This is a genomic window from Roseibium sp. (assembly GCF_965216085.1).
Lineage (GTDB): Bacteria > Pseudomonadota > Alphaproteobacteria > Rhizobiales > Stappiaceae > Roseibium.
In genome coordinates, this window is the sequence record NZ_OZ244138.1 from 315366 (window position 1) to 336071 (window position 20706).

General features: G+C 54.5%; 16 protein-coding genes. 11 read left to right on the forward strand and 5 right to left on the reverse strand.

Annotated elements, in window-relative coordinates; all coding sequences use genetic code 11:
- Positions 1 to 12 precede the first annotated feature (12 nt).
- From ACOOFE_RS01545 to ACOOFE_RS01555, 3 genes are all read right to left on the reverse strand, one after another.
- Entirely contained in the window at positions 13 to 771 is a 759-nt protein-coding gene (locus ACOOFE_RS01545; protein WP_420413356.1) for a gamma-glutamyl-gamma-aminobutyrate hydrolase family protein, read from the reverse strand.
- A gap of 69 nt (positions 772 to 840) precedes the next feature.
- On the reverse strand, positions 841 to 1509 hold the full coding sequence (locus ACOOFE_RS01550; RefSeq protein WP_141184793.1) for a response regulator: 669 nt from the start codon (positions 1507 to 1509) through the stop codon (positions 841 to 843).
- Positions 1510 to 1516: 7 nt separating this feature from the next.
- Complete coding sequence (locus tag ACOOFE_RS01555) at positions 1517 to 2878, reverse strand: cache domain-containing protein (RefSeq protein WP_420413357.1); 1362 nt, start codon at positions 2876 to 2878, stop codon at positions 1517 to 1519.
- 188 nt (positions 2879 to 3066) lie between these two features.
- Here ACOOFE_RS01555 and ACOOFE_RS01560 point away from each other — a divergent pair, with 188 nt between their 5' ends.
- From ACOOFE_RS01560 to ACOOFE_RS01570, 3 genes are all read left to right on the forward strand, one after another.
- Positions 3067 to 4167 carry a TRAP transporter substrate-binding protein gene (locus tag ACOOFE_RS01560; RefSeq protein ID WP_141184795.1) on the forward strand — a complete coding sequence of 367 codons (1101 nt, stop codon included), beginning with the start codon at positions 3067 to 3069 and terminating at the stop codon, positions 4165 to 4167.
- Between the two features lie 82 nt (positions 4168 to 4249).
- A complete protein-coding gene (locus ACOOFE_RS01565) occupies positions 4250 to 5284 on the forward strand; it encodes a TRAP transporter small permease subunit (protein ID WP_420413358.1) in 1035 nt (344 codons plus the stop codon).
- A 21-nt stretch (positions 5285 to 5305) separates the two neighbouring features.
- The gene (locus ACOOFE_RS01570; RefSeq protein WP_420413359.1) at positions 5306 to 7972 is read left to right on the forward strand and encodes a TRAP transporter large permease subunit; all 2667 of its coding nucleotides are present in this window, start codon (positions 5306 to 5308) and stop codon (positions 7970 to 7972) included.
- An 86-nt stretch (positions 7973 to 8058) separates the two neighbouring features.
- Here ACOOFE_RS01570 and ACOOFE_RS01575 read toward each other — a convergent pair whose 3' ends face one another.
- Positions 8059 to 8769: a response regulator transcription factor gene (locus tag ACOOFE_RS01575; RefSeq protein WP_420413360.1), complete on the reverse strand. Its 711-nt coding sequence runs from the start codon at positions 8767 to 8769 to the stop codon at positions 8059 to 8061.
- Between the two features lie 35 nt (positions 8770 to 8804).
- Positions 8805 to 10754, reverse strand: coding sequence for a PAS-domain containing protein (locus ACOOFE_RS01580; RefSeq protein ID WP_420413361.1), 1950 nt, complete (start codon positions 10752 to 10754; stop codon positions 8805 to 8807).
- Between the two features lie 254 nt (positions 10755 to 11008).
- Between ACOOFE_RS01580 and ACOOFE_RS01585 the strand changes: the two genes are divergently transcribed.
- The 8 genes from ACOOFE_RS01585 (at position 11009) to hemH (ending at position 20676) form a co-directional block, all read left to right on the forward strand.
- Entirely contained in the window at positions 11009 to 12994 is a 1986-nt protein-coding gene (locus ACOOFE_RS01585) for an AMP-binding protein (RefSeq protein WP_420413362.1), read from the forward strand.
- Positions 12991 to 13818 (forward strand): ABC transporter ATP-binding protein, encoded by an 828-nt coding sequence (locus ACOOFE_RS01590; RefSeq protein ID WP_141184801.1) that lies wholly within the window; start codon positions 12991 to 12993, stop codon positions 13816 to 13818. The genes ACOOFE_RS01585 and ACOOFE_RS01590 overlap by 4 nt, the downstream gene beginning before the upstream one ends.
- A 13-nt stretch (positions 13819 to 13831) precedes the next feature.
- The gene (locus ACOOFE_RS01595; protein WP_141184802.1) at positions 13832 to 14785 is read left to right on the forward strand and encodes a branched-chain amino acid ABC transporter permease; all 954 of its coding nucleotides are present in this window, start codon (positions 13832 to 13834) and stop codon (positions 14783 to 14785) included.
- Between the two features lie 4 nt (positions 14786 to 14789).
- On the forward strand, positions 14790 to 15866 hold the full coding sequence (locus ACOOFE_RS01600; protein WP_141184803.1) for a branched-chain amino acid ABC transporter permease: 1077 nt from the start codon (positions 14790 to 14792) through the stop codon (positions 15864 to 15866).
- Positions 15867 to 15974: 108 nt separating this feature from the next.
- A complete protein-coding gene (locus tag ACOOFE_RS01605; RefSeq protein WP_420413363.1) occupies positions 15975 to 17303 on the forward strand; it encodes an ABC transporter substrate-binding protein in 1329 nt (442 codons plus the stop codon).
- A gap of 55 nt (positions 17304 to 17358) precedes the next feature.
- Entirely contained in the window at positions 17359 to 18213 is an 855-nt protein-coding gene (locus ACOOFE_RS01610) for an ABC transporter ATP-binding protein (RefSeq protein WP_141184805.1), read from the forward strand.
- Positions 18214 to 18239: 26 nt separating this feature from the next.
- Positions 18240 to 19478 carry a phenylacetate--CoA ligase family protein gene (locus ACOOFE_RS01615; RefSeq protein WP_420413364.1) on the forward strand — a complete coding sequence of 413 codons (1239 nt, stop codon included), beginning with the start codon at positions 18240 to 18242 and terminating at the stop codon, positions 19476 to 19478.
- A gap of 121 nt (positions 19479 to 19599) precedes the next feature.
- Complete coding sequence (gene hemH / locus ACOOFE_RS01620) at positions 19600 to 20676, forward strand: ferrochelatase (protein WP_420413365.1); 1077 nt, start codon at positions 19600 to 19602, stop codon at positions 20674 to 20676.
- Positions 20677 to 20706 lie beyond the last annotated feature (30 nt).

Sequence of the window (20706 nt, forward strand, 5' to 3'; positions counted from 1 at the left end):
AAAGACTGGCGGCTACAGAGCCAGTCTTTTTGTCCTGTAGGTTCTCACCGCATCGCCAAAGGCCTCAAACAGCTTCTTCGACGGACCGTCAGTCATCACCCAGTATTCCGGATGCCATTGGGTTGCCAGCACATAACCTGGAGCATCTTTCACAGTCATCGCTTCTATCGTACCGTCTTCGGCCTTGGCTTCGATGGCCAATCCCTTGCCAAGGTCTCCGACCGCCTGCCGGTGCAGCGAATTCACCTCAAATGGCTCGGTCCCAAGAACAGTTTCCAACCGGCCGCCCGGATTGATTTCGACAGTGTGCGCGATCTGGAACCGTTCGTCCTGACTGTCTGACGTCGGCGGGCGATGATCCTGGCGGCCTTCAATGTCTTGGACCTCTGTCAGGAGCGTACCGCCACAGGCAACATTAAGTTCCTGCATGCCCCGGCAAATCGCGAAGACCGGGACACCTCGCTCGACCGCACGTTTTATCAGCGGGAGCGTTGTTGCATCCCTATCCGGATCATACGGGCCATTCGCTTCGGTCGGTTCCTGGCCATAAAGCTGCGGATTGACGTTGGAGCGGGACCCGGTGACCAAGACACCATCCACATTGTCGAGCGCTGCATCCAGATCCAGATCCGCTCCAAGCGCCGGTAGGATCATCGGTATGGCATCGGCACCTTTCAATACAGCTTGAAGGTAGGTTGAGATCACGGCATGCCAGTTAAAGCCATCGATGGATTTGACATCGGAGGTGACAAGAACCAGCGGTTTGGACATGTGACGACCCTAAGCGGTTGAATAGAAAGATTTACCCGGTTGTTCGGACAAATAATTACCGGTAGCCGGTCAATCAAGCAATCCAAGATCTTGCGCTACTTTATAAAGCTGAGCGGCATTTTTGTTGCCAACTTTCTCCCGGAGGTTCAGCCGGTGGGACTCCACCGTCCGGACACTGATGCCCAATTCCCTGGCGACCTCTTTGTTTGGTTGCCCCTTTGCAATGGCGGTGAGTACCTGCCGTTCCCGGTCCGTGAGACCATATGGATCTTCAATGGGAGTTGAGCTTGGTGTGCCGACGAGGGTCGGACCGACGGCCGAGGAGAAATAATACCCCCCGGAGGCAACACTCGAAATCGCCGTTATCATCTCGGTCGCTGAGATGTCCTTTAAGATGTAACCGCGGGCTCCAGCTTGAACCACGCCACGCACATATTCTGAGTTGTCGTAGACCGACAGGATCAAAACAGCGATTTGTGGCGCGGACCTGCGGATTTCGGATGCAGCCTCCAATCCATTCATCACTGGCATGGAGATATCCATTAAAAGGACGTCTGGCTGGAGCTCCAGTGATAGGTCCAAAGCTTCTTTGCCATTCGTCGCTTCGCCAACGATCTCAATTTCAGGCACCTTGAGCAGCCGTGCCCGAATGCCGTCACGGACAAGTTCATGATCATCGGCCAGCAACACTTTGATTGGTTTTACGGCTGGTTCGATTTGACGTGAATGAGCGGTCATATTGGTATCATGCCGCTTTTGCTGTGGCGTTGTCGAGAGGCATCTCCACTTCTATACGGGTCCCACCGATTTTGCCCCGGCCCAAGGAAAGCTGACCGCCATAAGTTTCTATGCGTTCCCGCATGTTTCGAAATCCGAGGCCGCCGCCGCGTGGCAAGGGTTGGGGCAGGCCGATGCCGTCGTCTTCGACGCAAAGATCAAGCGTATTTGGGCCGACTGACAGAGAAATACTGACTTCTTCAGCCTCAGCATGACGTGCCACATTGGTCATACATTCTTGGACGACCCGATAAAGCGCGGTTTTGGCTCCTTCCGACAACCGGGTGTGACAGCGTTCGGCTTCCACATTTACGGTAATGCCCGATTGCATCTGGAACTCCTTGCCAAGGCTGCCAAGGGCTGCAGCCAACCCCATATCATCCAGAACGCTTGGCCTGAGGTCTCTGGAGATACGCCTGACCTCAGTGATGGTGCCGTCCAAAATTGTGAGGCATTTAGCTGCTTGAGCTTGCAGTTCCGCATTCTGATTGGCTTCGCTGTGGATCATCTCAACGCCATAACGAACAGACACGAGTAGCTGGGAAATACTGTCGTGAAGCTCGGTCGAAACGCGTTTTCGTTCCTGTTCCTGAACCTGCAAGATCCGGTTCGTCAGGGCCTTCAATCGGGTATCGGCAAAACGCTGTTCTGAAAAGCGCACGCCCGCAATCAGCGTGCCGGCAATGATGATTGCGGCAAGGGTGATTAGGAAAATGACAAACAGAGTTTGCCGGATGCTTCGGGCAAAATCGGCCCGGATGGCGGCAACTTCCTTGGCAATGTCATCAGTATAAAGGCCGGTGCCCAGAACCCAGTTCCACTTGTCGAGCAGAATGGCGTAGCCGAGTTTTTCTTCCACCGTCCCGGTTGACGGCTTATGCCAGACATAGCGGTGAAAGCCGCCGCCATTCTTTGCTGCATTGATGAGGTTGCGGATGACATAGTCGCCGTTATCGTCCTGAAGATCCCACCAGTTGCCGCCGACGAGATGGGGCAGCTTCGGATGAACAATGCTGGTGCCGTCGAGCGTATAAGCAAAGAAATAGCCATCGTAATCGAAAGTCAGGTTTCTTAAGATCCGCATGACCTCATCTTGAGCGACCATGCGCCCACCAGGCTGGTTTTCATAAATCTCTTCGATGGACGTCAGCGCCAAGCTGACATAGTTGCGAATTTCTTGCCTTTTCGAGGCGAGAATTCGTTTTTCGACGGCTTCGGTTTGCGCATCGATCAGCGTCCTTGAATGGTAGTAAGTCACGCTGCCGATCAGGATGGAAACGGCGATCAGGGGCAGGATAGTGATGAGCAGCAATTTTGTTTTAAAAGTCAAAGTTTCGTCCTTAAGTTGCTCAAATATCCAGCAGATTTCGAATCTCTTGCGCGAGTCTCAGTAATACTACCGAGAAGTTGCGCAGAACCACGAATAGCGCCGGTGCCGTCAGGTCAACTAGACATACGGCGAGATCGGTGCAAGGGTGTATTCCGGTCCGATATCAGGTCCGTTTAGGGAGGAAACTAATGGATCGTCGTTCGTTTATCAAAAAAGCTGGTCTTGGCGCCGGTGGTATTGCTGCTGGCTCGGCTCTTGCTGCACCGGCGATCGCGCAGGGCACACAAGATATGGTGATTGTGTCCACCTGGCCGCGCGATTTCCCGGGTCTGGGTATTCCGGCACAGCGTCTGGCGGCTCGTATTGGTGAGCTCACAGATGGCCGCATCAATGTTCAGTATTTTGCTGCTGGTGAGCGCGTTGGTGCCTTTGACTCGTTTGACGAAGTCGCATCCGGCAATGCTCAAGCTTACATCGCTGCCGACTACTACTGGAAAGGTAAGCACCCGGGTTGGGCTGCGTTCACCGCTATTCCGTTCGGCTTGACCTACACTGAAATGGACGCCTGGATTAAGTATGGCGGCGGCCAGGAACTGTGGGATGAAATCGCTGGTGAATTTGGCCTGAAGAACTTTGCTTGTGGTAACACCGGCGTTCAGATGGGTGGCTGGTTCAACAAGGAAATCGAATCTGCTGACGACCTGAAAGGTCTGAAGATGCGTATCCCGGGTCAGGGCGGTGACGTTCTGGCGAAACTCGGCGCATCTCCGGTATCCTTGCCAGGCGGCCAGATCTACGAAAACCTCGTCTCCGGCGCAATCGATGCTACTGAGTGGGTTGGTCCGTTCAACGACTACTTCATGAAGTTCTATGAAGCGGCCAAGTACTACTACTGGCCGGGCATGCACGAGCCGGGCGCACAGCTCGCAATGGGCATGAACAAAGCATGGTGGGATGGTCTGTCCAAGACAGATCAGGCAATCATCCAGGCTGCGTGTAACGAAGAAAACGCACGCACCATGGCTGAAACCAACGCCAACAACGGTCAGTACCTGAAGCGTCTTGTTGATGAGCACGGTGTAGAGCTGCGTGAATTCAACGACGAAATCTATGACGCCTTCGGTGAAGCTGCTCAGGAAGTTCTTGAAGAAGCGATGGATCATTCCCCGCTTGCTAAGAAGATCTTCGAAGCTAACATCAACGCACGTCAGGAAATCGGCAGCTGGATGTCGATCTCAGATATCGCTTACAGCAACAAGCGTAACCGCGTGCTTGGGATCGGCTCGTAAGTCTGCGGACTTCACAGAGGGACGGAAGCAATTCCGTCCCTCTTTTTGTATCTGACGAATAAAACATAAAGGCAGCGCTACGATGACGGCCTTGGACAACGTTCAAGACGGGTCGCACGCCACTGATTCCGCTTACGCATCATCTGCGGAAAGCGGGCGGATATTCCGGCTGTTCGCTTGGACAGTTTTAGCTCTGATGGCTGCGTTTCTGCTCAACAACTATCTGACCTACTGGCAAGACCTTCCGGGTGTCGCTCCGATTTTTGGCGGGGTGGCCAACGGCTCGGCTCCCATGTTCTGGTCCTGGTTGCAGCTGGCACTGTATGTTGCCTTAGTGGCTTATGCCGCGTCCTATGTGTTCCGAACCGGCAAGACACTGCGTGAAGACAGCATCCGCATCAGCAATATCAATACCTATCTAATCCGGGCTGCCTTCTTCGCAGTCCTGATTGTCGGATTGGTCGATGCTGCGATTTCTTTTCTTCGTGTGGAAGGCTGGCTGGCGAGTGTTGTCGGCGACACCCTGGCGGAAGATCTTGGGAAATCCAGGTTCCGTGGCGCCTATGTGCATATGCCGTTGATCGGATTGTCGGTAGTCATTGCCGCCTTTACCCGAACTCTCGGCTTTACCTGGCTTGCCCTGCTGGTGGTTGTGGCTGAGCTTCTTATCGTGATCGGCCGGTTCGTGTTTTCTTACGAACAAGCGTTCCTGGCTGACCTTGTCCGCTTTTGGTATGCCGCTCTGTTCCTGTTTGCCAGTGCCTACACACTGCTCGAAGAAGGACATGTACGCGTTGATGTATTCTATGCGGGCATGGCAGCTAAGACCAAAGGCTATGTGAATGCCATTGGCTCTGTTGTTCTTGGCATGGGGCTTTGCGCCACCATTTTGATCATCGGAATGGGCGGCAAGCAAAACATCATCAACAGCCCGATCATCAGTTACGAAGTGACCCAGGCAGGGTTTGGCCTCTATGTGAAATATCTCATGGCAGGCTTTCTTGGGGTCTTCGCCGTAACAATGATGGTTCAGTTTGTGTCCTATTTTCTCGATGCGATCGCGGACATCCGTGGCGAGCCTGGAGGACGGGACCATGACAGCCATACAATTCAATAACGCCTGACGAGACCGCTCGATATGGAACTCTTTTTCCTTCTTCTTCTTGTCGTCCTAATGGCGTTTGCGCTCGGGTCCGGTTTTCCGGTGGCCTTCGCTTTGCCAGGGTCTGCAATCCTCACAATCGGTATTGCCGCCGGTGCTGGCGCCTTGTTTGGCACCGGAGCAGATGCTTACTTCTCCCACGGCAGCGCTGGCCAGTGGTTGAGTGCCGGGGTCACCAACTTCCGCGGCATTTACTGGGAAGCTGAACGTGACACGCTGATAGCCATTCCACTATTCGTGTTCATGGGCATTATGCTTCAGCGCTCGAAAATCGCTGAAGATCTACTGGTGACCATGGCGCGGCTGTTTGGTCCAGTGCCCGGCGGCCTTGGGATTTCGGTTGTCTTCGTGGGAGCGCTTCTTGCAGCGACCACAGGTATTGTTGGTGCGACTGTGGTGGCTATGGGCCTCATCTCCCTGCCGGCCATGTTGCGTAACAACTATTCTGTGCCGCTGGCAACAGGCACAATCGCAGCGTCCGGCACGCTCGGCCAGATCATCCCGCCTTCTATCGTGCTCATCATTCTTGCCGACCAGTTGGCAAGCGCGGTGGACCAGGCCGGGTCTTTACGCCAGACACTCTATAAAGCGAATACGGGTGAGCTTTCCATGCCGTCCGATTTCTCTGTGGTCTCCACAAGTGCCGGCGAGATGTTCCTTGGTGCATTCCTGCCAGGCTTGGTGCTTGTCGGTCTCTACATGTTGTTCATCCTGGGCTTTGCTTTGATGAACCCGAAAGCAGCGCCGGCTGTTCATGAAGAGGGAACGTTCACTCGCAAATTCGCCGTTAAAGTCGTCATCACGCTGGTGCCGCCGTTGTCACTGATCTTCCTGGTTCTGGGGTCGATCATTGCCGGTATCGCTACCGTGAACCAGGCTGGTGCGATCGGCGCGGTTGGTGCCATGATCATGGCAGGTTATCGCCTGCGGGACGGTGAAAAAGGCGCCTACACACCTGCGATCATCGGGATTATCGCCCTGCTGGGCCTTGCCGTGGTGATCAGCTTCATCGGTGCAGTAAACATCAAACTGATCCAAACCAGCCAGGACTTGCTCGGACTTGTGCTTGCGGTCATTGCAGTATCGCTGCTGATGATCGCCATCTTCTGGTCGGGTTGGCGGACGTTGAAGCTGGAAGACACGCTGCGCGGTGTCATGGTTGAGACGGCCAAGACAACGTCGTTGGTCTTCATCATTCTGCTTGGCGCTGCCATGCTGACCTCGGCCTTCCGCGCCTTTGGCGGTGAAGAGCTGGTCAAGGAGTTTTTGCAAGGGCTGCCTGGCGGGTTCTGGGCCCAGTTCCTGATCGTCATGCTGGTGATCTTCATCCTCGGCTTCTTCCTCGATTTCATCGAGATTGCCGTGGTTGTTGTGCCGATTGTCGCGCCGATTCTTCTGGCGGATCCGTCGGCAAACGTGACCGCTGTGTGGCTCGGTGTCATGATCGGTCTGAACATTCAGACCTCCTTCCTGACGCCACCTTTCGGCTTTGCGTTGTTCTATCTGCGTGGTGTCGCGCCTGCCGTGGTGAAAACAATCGATATGTATAAGGGCGTGATTGCCTTTATTGGACTGCAGCTGATCGCGCTGGCCATTGTCGGTCTTTATCCGCAGCTGGTGAACTATCTGCCGAACCGCTCAACGCTTCTGTCTGAGACGGCACCGCCGCCGAAAAACCCGCGTCTGCAATACTGCATGGAAACCCTTGTCTATGAGGATTTCCAGCAAAATGGCAGCAGCATTCTTGCGGCGATCGACAAGGCAGAAAGTGTCGATATGAGTTATCTGCCGAAGGATATTCAAAAGGATATGGCCAAGGGCTTTGAAAAAGCTCGTGAGGCTCTGCCTTTGATGAAAGAAATCCGCAGTGCGGAAGAAGCTGTGAACGCTGCTGCCGGCGACTATCGCCCGGTTCATATAGAAGTGCGTGCGCTGGAGCGTGACGCCCGGCGGGTAGATGAGCATATCGTTGAGCTTGAAGTTGTGGTTCGTCGGTCAGGTGACAACGGTATCTATACCCAAGCTCAAGGCGACCGTGCTCAAGCAAAAATCGACGGGTTGACTGCGGAACGGGATGCTTTGCTTGCCCAAATTCCTGCCGAATGGGAGGATATTTACGGAAAGTTCTCTACGATCCAAAAGGCTGAAACAAAGGCAAGGCAGACTTATCGCCGAACCGTGGATCAGGCTTATGAGCCAATCCTGGAGTTGAAGGCAATTCTTCTGGATGCGGACAAGGTCGCCTCTTTCGAAGCCGACATGGAAGCTTTGAAGGCTGAGATCCCGCAGCTTGAACCAAAAGCGGCCGTCGATGCGATCGCAGCACTGCGCTCCAAAGTCGGTGAAGCCGAAGGCACAAGTGATATCCGCAAAGGCCTGTCGGACGCCCGCAAAATCATGCGCAGCAAAACTCCGAATGCCGAGGAAGCCATTGCCAAGGTGGATGTTTCGATTGCAGCGCTGAAGGAAGATCTAGAATGGCGCAGGAAGGCGGCAGCGGAAATTCTGCCGGCTTTGGAAAGCTATGATGGAGCCATCATCGACAACATTGGCCTCCGTCAGCAAAGGCGCTTACCAAACGATATGGCGCTTGATGTCGCCAGCTGTCTCTCTGGACACAGGGACATCTCTCTAAGCTTCTAAACACAAAAGGGCGGGAAACAAATTTCCCGCCCTTTTTTTAATATCTGCTTTTGATAATAAGCTTCTTTGCCGATTTAACTCGGCGATCATCCCCATTTTACATCGCAGGCGAGCATATACCCAGACCCATAAATGGTTCGGATATGTGCGGGGCCGTCTTTTCTGTTCAATTTCTTGCGGATGCGCGAGATTCGTACGTCAATAGAACGGTCAAGGCTCTCGTCCCGGCCGCCGTGTTCTAAAAGGTAATCCCGTGTCAGCACCCGTTTGGGTGCGCGCAGCAGGGCTTCCAAAAGAGTTGCCTCTCCGGTAGATAGAAACGTTTCTTCGCCTTCCGGCGAGGTTAAACAATGGGACGAGGGTTTATAGAGCCAACCCTCGAAACTTGCCTGTTCATCCTTGGCGGTTGGCCGGCTTGTTTCACCGCCGGAACGCCTAAGAATGGAGCGGATACGGGCGACAACTTCGCGCGGGTCAAAGGGCTTCACCACATAATCGTCTGCGCCTAACTCCAGGCCGAGCACGCGGTCGGAAGAATGTGAACGGGCGGATAAGACGATAATCGGAACGGACGACTGGCGGCGGATTTCGTTGATCAATGCCATACCTTCCATATCCGGCAGGCCGAGGTCGACGATACAAGCGTCTGGCGTTGTTTCCTGGAGGGCTGCAAGCATATCCGTTGCCGTCGAAAAAACACGGCCCTCCATGTCGAAAGGTTGCATTGCTTCTAAGAGAAGCCGCCCAATTTCCGGCTCATCATCAACGATGAATGCGGTGGTTTTTGCCGCTGTCATAGACATGTTTTGCAATGGAACCCTGGTTTTTCGAATTAAAGTATTTTCCGAAGTGTTTCAGCGAGTTGATAGTCCCCAAATGGCTTAGCCAACACCGGAAATTCACAACTGCTGCTATTGTCGGCCAAGGCCGACCAATCGGCGTATCCGGTCATCAAAGCGATGCCGAGTTCTGCCCGGTTCTGCCGGATCTCCCGGGCAAGCATCAGTCCATTCATCTGGCCGGGCATGATAATGTCACTTAAGACGCCTTTCAGCTCAGGCAGGTCTAGGGCAAGTTTACAGGCATCTTCGGCGTTCTCTGCCTTGAGGACTGCATAGCCGAGGCTCTGCAATTGGTCAGAAATTGTAGCGCTGACATATGGGTCATCTTCAACCAGCAACAACAGTTCACCTTGGCCGCGCTTCAATGCCGGGAGCTCCGATGCGGTTGCACCGTTTGCATCTGGCCCGGTAAGATTCTTGAGTGGCAGATAAATCGTAAATGTAGTGCCTTCCCCAACCTTGCTGCGGACATGGATCGCGCCGCCTGATTGGCGGATGAAGCCATAGACCATTGATAATCCGAGACCGCTGCCGGTACCGAAAGTCTTGGTCGTGTAAAACGGTTCGAAAATCCTCAGTTGGCTTTCGTTGTCCATGCCGCTGCCGGTGTCCGCAACTGAGATCATTGCGTAGTCACCAGCTGATACCGAAAGATCTTGAGCTTCGTAGGTATCAAGTGTGATGGACGAAAGGGCAATGGAAAGGGACCCGCCGTCCGGCATGGCATCACGGGCATTAAAAGCCAGATTGATGAAGGTCGTTTCCATCTGTGTCGGATCGATCCGGGCACCGATGCTGCGATCGTCCGAGTCGATGGTGAAGTCAATCGACGAGGGAAGAGACCCTTCCAGCAGTTTAGCGGCAGTCGCAATCACATCCGAAATCGATACGGTCTGCGGGTCAATAGCTTTGCCCCGGCTGAAGGCTAAGAGACGCTGAATCAGGTCAGAGCCCCGTTTGGCGGCTTCCAGCATTGGCGCAATTTTGCCGTCGAGTGTGTCCTTCTCAATAGGCGTCTCCAACCGGCCAAGTGCCAGCAAGTTGCCCATCAAAATAGCCAATAAGTTATTGAAGTCATGAGCTAAACCGCCGGTGAGCTTGCCGACAGCGTCCATGCGCTGAGATTGGACAAGAGCAGCTTCGGCCGCCTTCTGGTCCGTTGCATCGAGAGAAAGAACGAAGATCCCAAGCGTGCGGCCGTCTACTGTCATATCCGGGATGAGGGTAGACCGCATATAGGCTGTCGTTCCGTCCAAGCGCTGGCGCTGATATTCGTAGCTGACCGCATTCCCTTCAAAGGCGCGGTTAATATGCGGTAGAAGTTCGGCGAACAATTCTTCCCCGACTACGTCATGGGCAGAGCGTCCGGCGATGGATGCAATCGAATGGCCGAACCATTCCGCATAGCGCCGGTTGGCGAAGCGGAACACAGGTCCCGGTGCGAGATAGGCAATGAGCGCTGGTATATTGTCTGTCACAAGACGCAGCCAGTCTTCACTTTGCTGAAGGGCGTGAGTGCGTTCCTCGACAGTGCGTTCAAGTTTTTCCTGGCGCTTGCGCTCCTCGGTGACATCAGAGTAGATCGTAACAAAGCCGCCATTGGGTAATGGGGTGCCGGAGACGGCTATGATTTGCCCATTCGGCCGGATCCGTTCGAAATAATGCGGTTCGAATAATCTGGCGCGTTGGATCCGCCGTTCGATCTTGGCTTCGATGTCTCCGGGGCCATATTCACCGCGTTCTGCATTAACGCGAATAAATTCTTCCAGGTGAGAACCGCGGCGCACAATACTCGATGGCATGTCGAGCATGTCGTACAAACCACGGTTCCAAGCGACCAGCCTGAGGTCGCTGTCAAAGACGGTAAATCCTTGATTAATATGATCAAGGGCCGCCTGCAGCAGGTCAAGCTGAGTCTTTAGGTGTTTGGTCTCCTCCATGGGGTGAAGACTAAGGCGGGAATCACTGTTTGGCTACCGGCTTGTTTCGCAGTTGCAGCGTACTTGCAACAATTCGATAAGATTTAAACATACTGCTGCAAAGCGCCCCTTTTAGCGTGAGATTGTCAGTTATGGGCTGGGCCCTGGGTAACCCCAAAACCAAATTCTGGTTGAATGGGATGGCCTCAGGCTGTTTCATACCTGACGAGAACGATCCCGGATAACCGGGGCGGCTTCTAAGGGAAGAAACATCTATGGTAGGGTCGGCCAGCGCTGGACAGCGCGCGGAGGACACCTTTCCGAAAATCCTTCTTCAAAACGGGAAGGTATTCGGGAACCGGACGGCGTTCCGGGAAAAGGATCTAGGAATCTGGCAAAGCTGGACCTGGTCCGAGGTGCTCGATGAAATCCGTGCTTTTTCAATCGGACTGCAATCTTTGGGGCTGAAGCCTGGAGACAAGATCGCAATTGTCGGGGCAAACAGGCCGCGGCTCTATTGGTCCATGGTGGCAGCTCAAGCGCTGGGTGCAGTGCCGGTACCGGTCTATTCCGACTCTGTCGCAGAAGAGATGGCCTATGTCCTGGGCCATGCAGAAGTCCGGTTTGCTGCGGTGGAAGATCAAGAGCAAGTCGACAAGCTGCTCAGCATGTCCGAAGAAGTTCCGTCTCTTGAGCATGTGATCTACGACGATCCGCGCGGCTTGCGGGACTACGAACATAGCCGTCTGAGTTATTTCAATACCGTTCAGGACAAGGGCCGCGAACTCTTGGCACAAAAGCCGGGTTTGGAAGCGGAATGGGTCGACGGGTTTTCGGGATACAAAGGCGATGACATCGCGGTCATGCTATACACTTCCGGAACAACGGGCCGTCCAAAAGGGGTCATGCTTTCGTTTGACAACTTGGTAATATCGGCGCGCAACGGCAACGCCTTCGACAGTCTTGATGAGACTGAAGAAGTTCTTGCCTATCTGCCGATGGCTTGGATCGGGGACCATGTGTTCTCGCTGGCCCAGGCCTTTACCGCTGGGTACTGTGTAAACTGCCCGGAGAACATGGAAACGGTCGACACGGACCGCCTTGAAATCGCGCCGACCTACTTCTTCGCACCGCCGCGTGTTTATGAAAACATGCTGACCCGCATCATGGTGCAGATGGAGGATGCCGGGAAATTCAAGAAGAAGATGTTCGACTATTTCATGGGTGTTGCCCGGAAAGTCGGCGAGAAAATCTTGAACGGTGAGCAAGTCGCCTTCGGTGACCGGATCCTCTACAGCATCGGCGAGTTCTGTGTATACGGCCCCTTGAAAAACCGGATGGGCCTGACCCGCTTGAAAGTGGGTTACACCGCAGGTGAAGCGATCGGTCCGGAAATCTTCCAATTCTTCCGTTCGCTAGGCCTGAACCTCAAGCAACTCTACGGTCAGACCGAAGCCAGCGTATACATCACCCTTCAGCCGGATGGCGAAATCTTAGGTGACACCGTCGGCAAGCCTGCACCGGATGTGGAAATCAAGATCGCTGACAATGGCGAAGTGATGTACCGCTCACCGGGCGTTTTTGTCGGATACTTCAAGAACGATGAGGCCACCGCCAGCACTAAGACGCCAGATGGCTGGGTGCATACAGGTGATGCCGGCATCATTGCCGACAACGGCCACCTGAAAATTATCGACCGGGCGAAGGACGTCGGCAAACTCAATGACGGGGCTTTGTTCGCGCCGAAATACATTGAGAACAAGCTGAAGTTCTTCCCGAACATCAAGGAGGCAGTTGCCTTCGGACACGAACGTGATGTTGCAACCGTCTTCATCAACATCGATCTGACCGCGGTTGGATCGTGGGCCGAGCGGAACAACGTCAACTACGCGTCCTACCAAGAGCTGGCGGCAAATCCCGAAGTCTACGCGATGATTGAAAGTCATGTAGATCAGGTCAATCGCGATCTCTCCGCTGAGCCGATGATGGCCGGTGCCCAGATCAAACGCTTCCTGGTTCTGCACAAAGAGCTGGATGCCGATGACGGCGAGCTGACACGGACCCAAAAAGTCCGCCGGTCATTCATTGCCGACCGTTATGCCCCATTGATCGAAGCTCTTTACGATGGGTCTACCAGCAAACATGTCCGCACCGAGGTCACCTTTGAAGATGGGCGCAAGGGCGCCATTGAGGCGACTGTCGAAATCCGCGACATGAGGATCTATGAGCCTGGCAAAGTGTTCCAGGAGGCAGCCGAATGAATGCCCTTGTAAGTGAAAAAAATATCTCGCCGGCTGCGACAGAAACCGCGCCTCAGCGGGAAGAGCTGCTCCGTGTGGACAATGTTTCATTGTCCTTTGGCGGTGTGAAGGCGATCACCAACATCTCGTTCGACATCCAGAAAGGCGAGATCCGCGCGATCATCGGCCCAAACGGTGCCGGCAAGACTTCGATGCTGAACGTCATCAACGGCTTCTATCATCCGCAAGAAGGCACGATCACCTGGCAAGGCAAAGTGCGACGGAAAATGAAGCCGTATGAGGCGGCCAGCAACGGCATCGCCCGGACGTTCCAGAACGTGGCGCTCTTCAAAGGCATGACCACGCTCGACAACATCATGTCCGGTCGGTCTTTGAAAATGAACAAGAATTTCTTTTGGCAATTGCTGTGGCGCGGCCCGGCAGAAGCCGAAGAAATCGAGCATCGCCGCAAAGTCGAGGACATCATCGATTTCCTCGAAATTCAGGCAATCCGGAAAACGCCGGTCGGTCGGCTGCCTTATGGTTTGCAAAAGCGGGTCGAGTTGGGTCGGGCATTGGCCATGGAGCCGGATCTTCTTCTTCTAGATGAGCCCATGGCGGGCATGAACCTGGAAGAAAAGGAAGACATGAGCCGCTTCATTCTCGACGTAAATCAGGAGTTTGGCACGACCATCGCACTGATTGAACACGACATGGGCGTTGTCATGGATCTTTCCGACCGCGTGGTCGTGCTCGATTACGGTAAAAAGATTGCGGACGGTCCTCCCGAGGAAGTCCAGGCCAGCCAGGCCGTCATTGATGCGTATCTGGGCGTGAGCCACTAACGGGGGGAACCAAATGCTCTACGATATTTTCATTGATCCCTTCGTCCAGATGTATGACATGCCGGATTTTTTCCTGCAGGTCCTCTGGGAAGGGTTTGTCGCCGGGATCCTTTATGCGCTGATCGCGCTTGGATTCGTTCTGATCTTCAAGGCTTCTGGAGTCTTCAACTTCGCCCAAGGCATTATGGTAGTTTTCGCCGGCCTGACACTCGTCGGTCTGCACGAAAACGGTGTGCCAGCCTATCTCGCTTTAGCGTTGACAATTGCCGCTATGGGAATCTTGGCCTATGGGGTTGAGCGGGTCGTTATGCGGCCGCTGGTCAACCAGCCGGATATCATCTTGCTGATGGCGACCATCGGTCTGACCTACTTCCTGATCGGCTTTGGTGAATTTGTCTTCGGCGGTGAACCGAAACAGATGATCACCGAAGAACTCGGACTGCCAACCGGTTCCACCGCCATTGAATTCGGCGAGCGCGGCCTGGTTATCTTGCAGCACATCGATATCGCCGCGGCGGTCATCGCCGTGATCATGGTGGCGGCACTGGGTATCTTCTTCAACAAGACCCGCATCGGCCGCGCCTTGCGTGCGGTGGCTGATGATCACCAGGCCGCTCTGTCTGTCGGTATCTCGCTCAATCAGATTTGGGCCATCGTCTGGTTCGCAGCCGGTCTGGTTGCTCTGGCAACCGGTATCATGTGGGGCGCGCGCTCTGACGTGTCCTTCGCGCTGGAAATCGTGGCCTTCAAGGCACTGCCGGTTCTAATTCTCGGCGGGTTTACCTCGATCCCTGGAGCGATTGTCGGCGGCTTGATCATCGGCTTTGGCGAGAAGATTGGCGAACTCTACTGGGGCGGCCTTGTTGGTGGCGGGATTGAATCCTGGCTTGCCTACATCATCGCACTCATTTTCCTGCTGTTCCGGCCGCAAGGGCTGTTCGGCGAAAAGATCATCGAGCGGGTTTGATTACATGTTTTATCGCGAAGCTGGCCAATTCAAAACGAGCTACCAGGCGGACCAGGCGCTCATGCCGATCCGTCAGGACCGGATCGGTCTGGCGGCAATCATCCTGATCGCTTTTGTCGCCATCCCGGCCTTTGCCAACGACTTCTTCTTAACGTCCATCATGATCCCGTTCCTGGTGTTTGCACTGGCAGCGATCGGTCTGAACGTCTTGACCGGATTCTGTGGACAGTTGTCCCTCGGGACAGGCGCGTTCATGGGCGTTGGCGCCTATGCAGCCTACAAGCTGACCACCATCTTCCCGGATGCGAATGTCATCTTGATGGTTCTTCTGTCAGGTGTGTTCTCAGCCGGCATTGGAGCGATCTTCGGTCTTCCAAGCTTGCGGATCAAAGGCCTCTACCTGGCCGTGACCACGCTGGCGGCCCAGTTCTTCCTGGAATGGTGTTTCATCCGTATTCCGTGGCTCTATAACAACAACGCCTCGGGTGCGATCGAAGTGCCGCATCGTGAGATGTTTGGGATTGTCGTCTCGGGTGCGGAAGCCTCACCGCTGGTGCGTTATTTCATCGTGCTGTCAATCACAGTTGGCATTGCGGTCCTGATGGCAAACGTTCTGCGCGGCCGGATCGGGCGCTCCTGGATGATGATCCGTGACATGGATATTGCTGCGGAGCTGATGGGGATCCGCCCACTTCAGACCAAACTGATGGCCTTTGCTGTGTCATCCTACATCTGCGGTGTTGCCGGTGCGATGATGGTATTCTTCTGGCTGAACGCTGCTGAACCGTCGTCTTATTCCATCAGCCTGTCGTTCCAGATCTTGTTCATGGTGATCCTGGGCGGTCTGGGCAGCTTGAGCGGATCCTTTATGGGCGCTGCTTTTATCTGGATCCTGCCGGTGTTCTTGAAATTCATTCCCGGTGTCATGGGCATGGATATTGCCGCTGAGACAGTCGAGCACGTCACTTTCATGATCGTGGGTGCATTGATCATCTTCTTCCTGATTGTTGAACCACACGGGTTTGCCCGGCTGTGGCAGATCGGGAAACAAAAACTTAGGGTCTGGCCGTTCCCGTATTAAGGCGGCCAGCCTTTTCGCCCGCCATCCGGACTTGGACCGGTCCGGGGAGGAATGGCGTCACTGGTCTGGCGGTATTGGAAAATCCGAACCGCATGGGAGGAGTACAAAATGAACTTCAAGCAACTTGCTCTGGGAACAGCTGTTGCATTCGGTGTGGGACTGTCGGGCGCTATGACGTCTGTTGCCCAGGCTGAAGACAGCAACTATGTCCCGCTGCTGACTTACCGGACCGGCCCGTTTGCTGCTTCTGGCATCCATATCGCCAATGGTATGAGTGACTACCTCAAAATGCTCAACGAGCGTGATGGTGGTATCGGTGGTGTTAAAATCGCCGTTGAAGAATGTGAAACCGGCTACAACGCGCAAAAGGGCGTTGAGTGCTACGAAGCCACAAAAGGCAAAGGCGCGCTGGTGTACAATCCGTATTCAACGGGGATTACACTTCAGCTGATCCCGAAAGCCAGTGTCGACAAGATCCCTGTTCTGTCCATGGGCTATGGCCTGTCTGCTGCGGCTGACGGCAACACCTTCCCGTGGGTCTTCAACGTGCCGGACACATATTGGGACGGCGCTTCGGTGGTCATCAAATACATTGGTGAACAAGAAGGCGGCCTGGACAATCTGAAGGGCAAAAAAATCGGCTACATCTTCCTGGATGCTGGTTATGGCCGTGAGCCGATCCCGCTTCTGGAACAGCTTGCCGAAAAACACGGCTTTGAACTGGCGAAGTACCCGGTTGGCATCAAGGAAATGCAGAACCAGTCTTCGCAGTGGCTGAACGTGCGCCGTGACCGCCCGGACTACATGGTCATGTGGGGTTGGGGTGCTATGAACCCGACCGCGATCAAGGAAGCCGTGAAAATTCGCTATCCGATGGAGAAATTCATCGGCGTGTGGTGGTCTGCCGGTGATGATGATGCCGGTGCTGGCGGTGAAGGTGCTAAAGGCTACAAGGCTCTGAACTTCTCTGGCGTTGGCCGTGACTATAAGGCACTTGATGACATCCAGAAGCATGTTATCGATGCCGGCTTGTCCTCCACCGATGCAGAAACCGTGGGTCAAACACTCTACAACCGCGGTGTTCTGAACTCTGTCATCGTTGCTGAGGGTATCCGTACAGCCCAGGAACTGACCGGTAAGAAAGTGATCACCGGTGAAGATATGCGCATGGGTCTGGAAGCTCTGAACCTTGATGAAGCCCGTTTGGCCGAATTGGGCCTCACCGGTTTTGCTCATCCGATGAAAGTCACCTGTGACGACCACTCCGGTAGCCACCCTGTGTTCGTTCAGGAATGGACCGGTTCCAAGTGGCAACAGGCCTCTGGCTGGATTGAGCCGATGACTGACGTCGTTCGTCCGCTGATCGAAGCTGCGGCAAAAGAATATGCCGAGAAAAACGCTCCGTGGCCTGCACGGACTGAAGCCTGCCCGAACTAATCGGCAGCTTGCTCCGCCGCGCTTTTAGCGGCGGAGCTTCTCAGGAGAGGATGGAATGGCGTTATTGGATGTAGACACACCGAATTCGGAACCAGCTGCTGAGGCGGCGGAAACGATCCTGTCGGTCAACAATATTGAAGTGATCTATGATCACGTGATCCTGGTGCTAAAGGGTGTGTCTCTGACTGTGCCCAAAGGCGGAATTGTCGCTCTTCTCGGCGCTAATGGCGCTGGCAAGTCCACCACCTTGAAGGCCATATCCAATTTGCTGGGTGCTGAGCGCGGAGATGTGACGAAGGGCAAGATTCTCTTTGAAGGTGAAGAAGTTCAGGCCCTCTCTCCCAACGATCTCGTCCGTCGCGGATGTATTCAGGTCATGGAAGGCCGGCACTGTTTCGGTCACTTGTCGATCGAAGAAAACCTTTTGACCGGGGCCTATACCCGTAAAGATGGCCATGCTGCGGTTAAAGCTGACCTTGAGATGGTCTATGATTATTTCCCTCGTCTGCGTGAGCGCCGCCAAAGTCAGGCGGGTTACACCTCAGGCGGCGAGCAGCAGATGTGCGCAATCGGCCGGGCGCTGATGAGCCGGCCGAAGATGATCCTTCTGGATGAGCCGAGCATGGGTCTTGCTCCACAGCTCGTTGAAGAGATTTTCGAAATCGTACGCAAGCTCAATCAAAACGAAGGCGTTTCGTTCCTTCTGGCCGAACAGAACACCAACGTTGCGCTTAAATACGCGACCTACGGATACATTATGGAATCCGGCCGGATCGTTCTCGACGGGGATGGGAAATCTCTCCTTGAGAACGAGGACGTCAAGGAATTTTACCTGGGTGTGGGCGGAGAAGGACGAAGGTCGTTCAAGGACGTCAAACACTACAAACGAAGGAAGCGCTGGCTGGCCTAATTAGGGCTGAACAGTCGGAGACGACCATGAGCAATCAACCATTTGAGGCGCGCGAGCAGCAAGAAGCTGCTCTGCGTGAACAGGATCTCTTTGCCCGGCTTCCGGAGCAACTTAGCGGCGCAAAACAAACCGCTCCAGGCTGGGCTGCGCAGCTGGATGGGGTTGATCCGGCTGCTGTAACCGACCGGTCGGCACTGGCTAAATTGCCCGTGCTGCGGAAGTCGGAGATGCTGGAAAAGCAAAAGCAAAAACCGCCTTTCGGTGGGTTTCTTGCCCAAAATGGCGAAACAGCCGCTCGTGTCTTCATGTCTCCGGGACCTATATGGGAGCCGCAAGCGCCGGGCCTTGATCCTTGGAACGGGGCGAGAGCGCTTCATGCGGCGGGCTTCAAAAAAGGTGATACGGTCCTCAATGCGTTTTCCTATCACCTGACCCCTGGTGGCTTCATTCTAGACCAGGCTGCAATTGCGATGGGGTGTTCGGTTTTCCCGGCTGGGGTTGGAAACACCGATATGCAGGCTGAAGCTGTTGAAATCCTAAAACCGTCCGGGTTTACCGGAACGCCCGATTACCTCAAGGTCCTCCTCGACCGTGGGGCTGAGCAAGGCCGGGACATGTCCTCCCTCAAGGTTGCCCTGGTCTCCGGCGGCGCCTTGTTCCCGGCTTTGCGTCAGGAATATGCCGACCGCGGCATTCAGGTTGCGCAGTGCTATGCTACCGCCGATCTGGGTGTGATCGCCTACGAGACACCTGCACGAGAAGGCATGGTGGTCAACGAAGACTATATCGTTGAAATCGTGCGTCCGGGCACTGGCGAACCCGTTTCAGATGGCGAAGTGGGCGAGCTTGTCGTTACCAATTTCAATCCACTGTACCCGTTGATTCGTTTCGGAACAGGGGATCTCTCCATGGTCTTGCCAGGCCAGTCGCCGTGCGGGCGGACCAATATGCGGTTGGCTGGCTGGATGGGGCGGGCCGATCAACGGACCAAAATCAAAGGTATGTTTGTCGACCCGTCCCAGATCGCCCAAATAATTTCTGATCATCCAGAGGTTAAAAAAGCGCGGCTTTCGGTGAGTCGTGTGGGGGCGGGTGACGCAATGAAGTTGGCTGTTGAAACTGACGTAACAGGCAATGGTCTTGCTGATCGAGTGGCCGAATCTTTGCGTGATGTGACTCGCCTGAAAGGGGATGTTGAGTTGGTCGCGCCCGGCACATTGCCCAATGATGGCAAAGTCATATCCGACGAGCGTGACTACGGCTAAAACCTGTTTCTTGGTACAGTGAAGAAAAGATTCAGTGCACTTGAGATGCCGCATTGGCCTTCTGCTGGTGTTGTCCTATGTAAGGGGCCAGAAAGACGCCAGCTGAGGGTAGTGCAAGCAGATGACCGTTCAACCGACCGCTCCAATGATGGATCAGGCCTCCGAATTTCAGAAAGTTCGGCTTCCTGATGGGCACCCGGATACAAAATCCGGAAAGGTCGGTGTGCTACTGGTCAATTTGGGAACGCCTGACGCAACAGATTATTGGCCCATGCGCCGGTATCTGCGGGAATTCTTGTCCGACAAGCGGGTCATCGAATGGCCAAAGGCAATCTGGTATCCAATCCTCTACGGTATTGTCCTGATGACCCGGCCGGGGAAGTCCGGCAAGGCGTATGATGAGATTTGGAACCACGAGAAAAACGAATCTCCTCTGCGGACGATAACGCGCAGCCAGTCTGACAAATTGACCGAAATGCTCGGGGGTGAAGGCGGCCGTCTCAAAGTCGATTGGGCGATGCGCTATGGCCAGCCGTCCATTCCGGACAAGCTGAAGGCATTGAAAGAAGACGGCTGCGACCGGATCCTGGTTTTTCCGCTTTATCCGCAGTATTCGGCGACGACCACGGCAACAGTGAACGATGTCGTTTGCAAGACTTTGCTGGAGATGCGCTGGCAGCCGGCGATCCGGACGGTGCCGCCCTATCATGACGATCCGGCTTATGTGAATGCCTTGGCGAAATCCGTTGAGCGACATCTGGAAAGCTTGGACTTTGAGCCGGAAACGATCCTGACGTCCTATCACGGCATTCCGCAGTCCTATTTCAAACGCGGCGATCCCTATCACTGCCACTGCATGAAAACCACAAGGTTGATGCGTGAGGTGCTGGGCATGGATGAGCAAAAGCTCCGGGTGACATTCCAGTCCCGATTCGGGCCTGAAGAATGGCTGCAGCCCTATACCGACAAGACCGTTGAGCAGCTTGCCAAGGACGGCACGAAAAACATTGCGGTTATGAACCCGGGGTTTGTTGCCGATTGCCTAGAAACGCTTGAAGAAATTGCCGGTGAAGCTGGCGAAATTTTTGAAGAAGCCGGCGGCGAGAATTTTACCCATATTCCGTGTCTCAATGACAGCGACCTGGGGATGGACGTTTTGGAAACGATTGTCCGTCGGGAGCTCGGCGGCTGGATCTGACTAAGTTGTCATAATCCAGCCAGGCTCAAG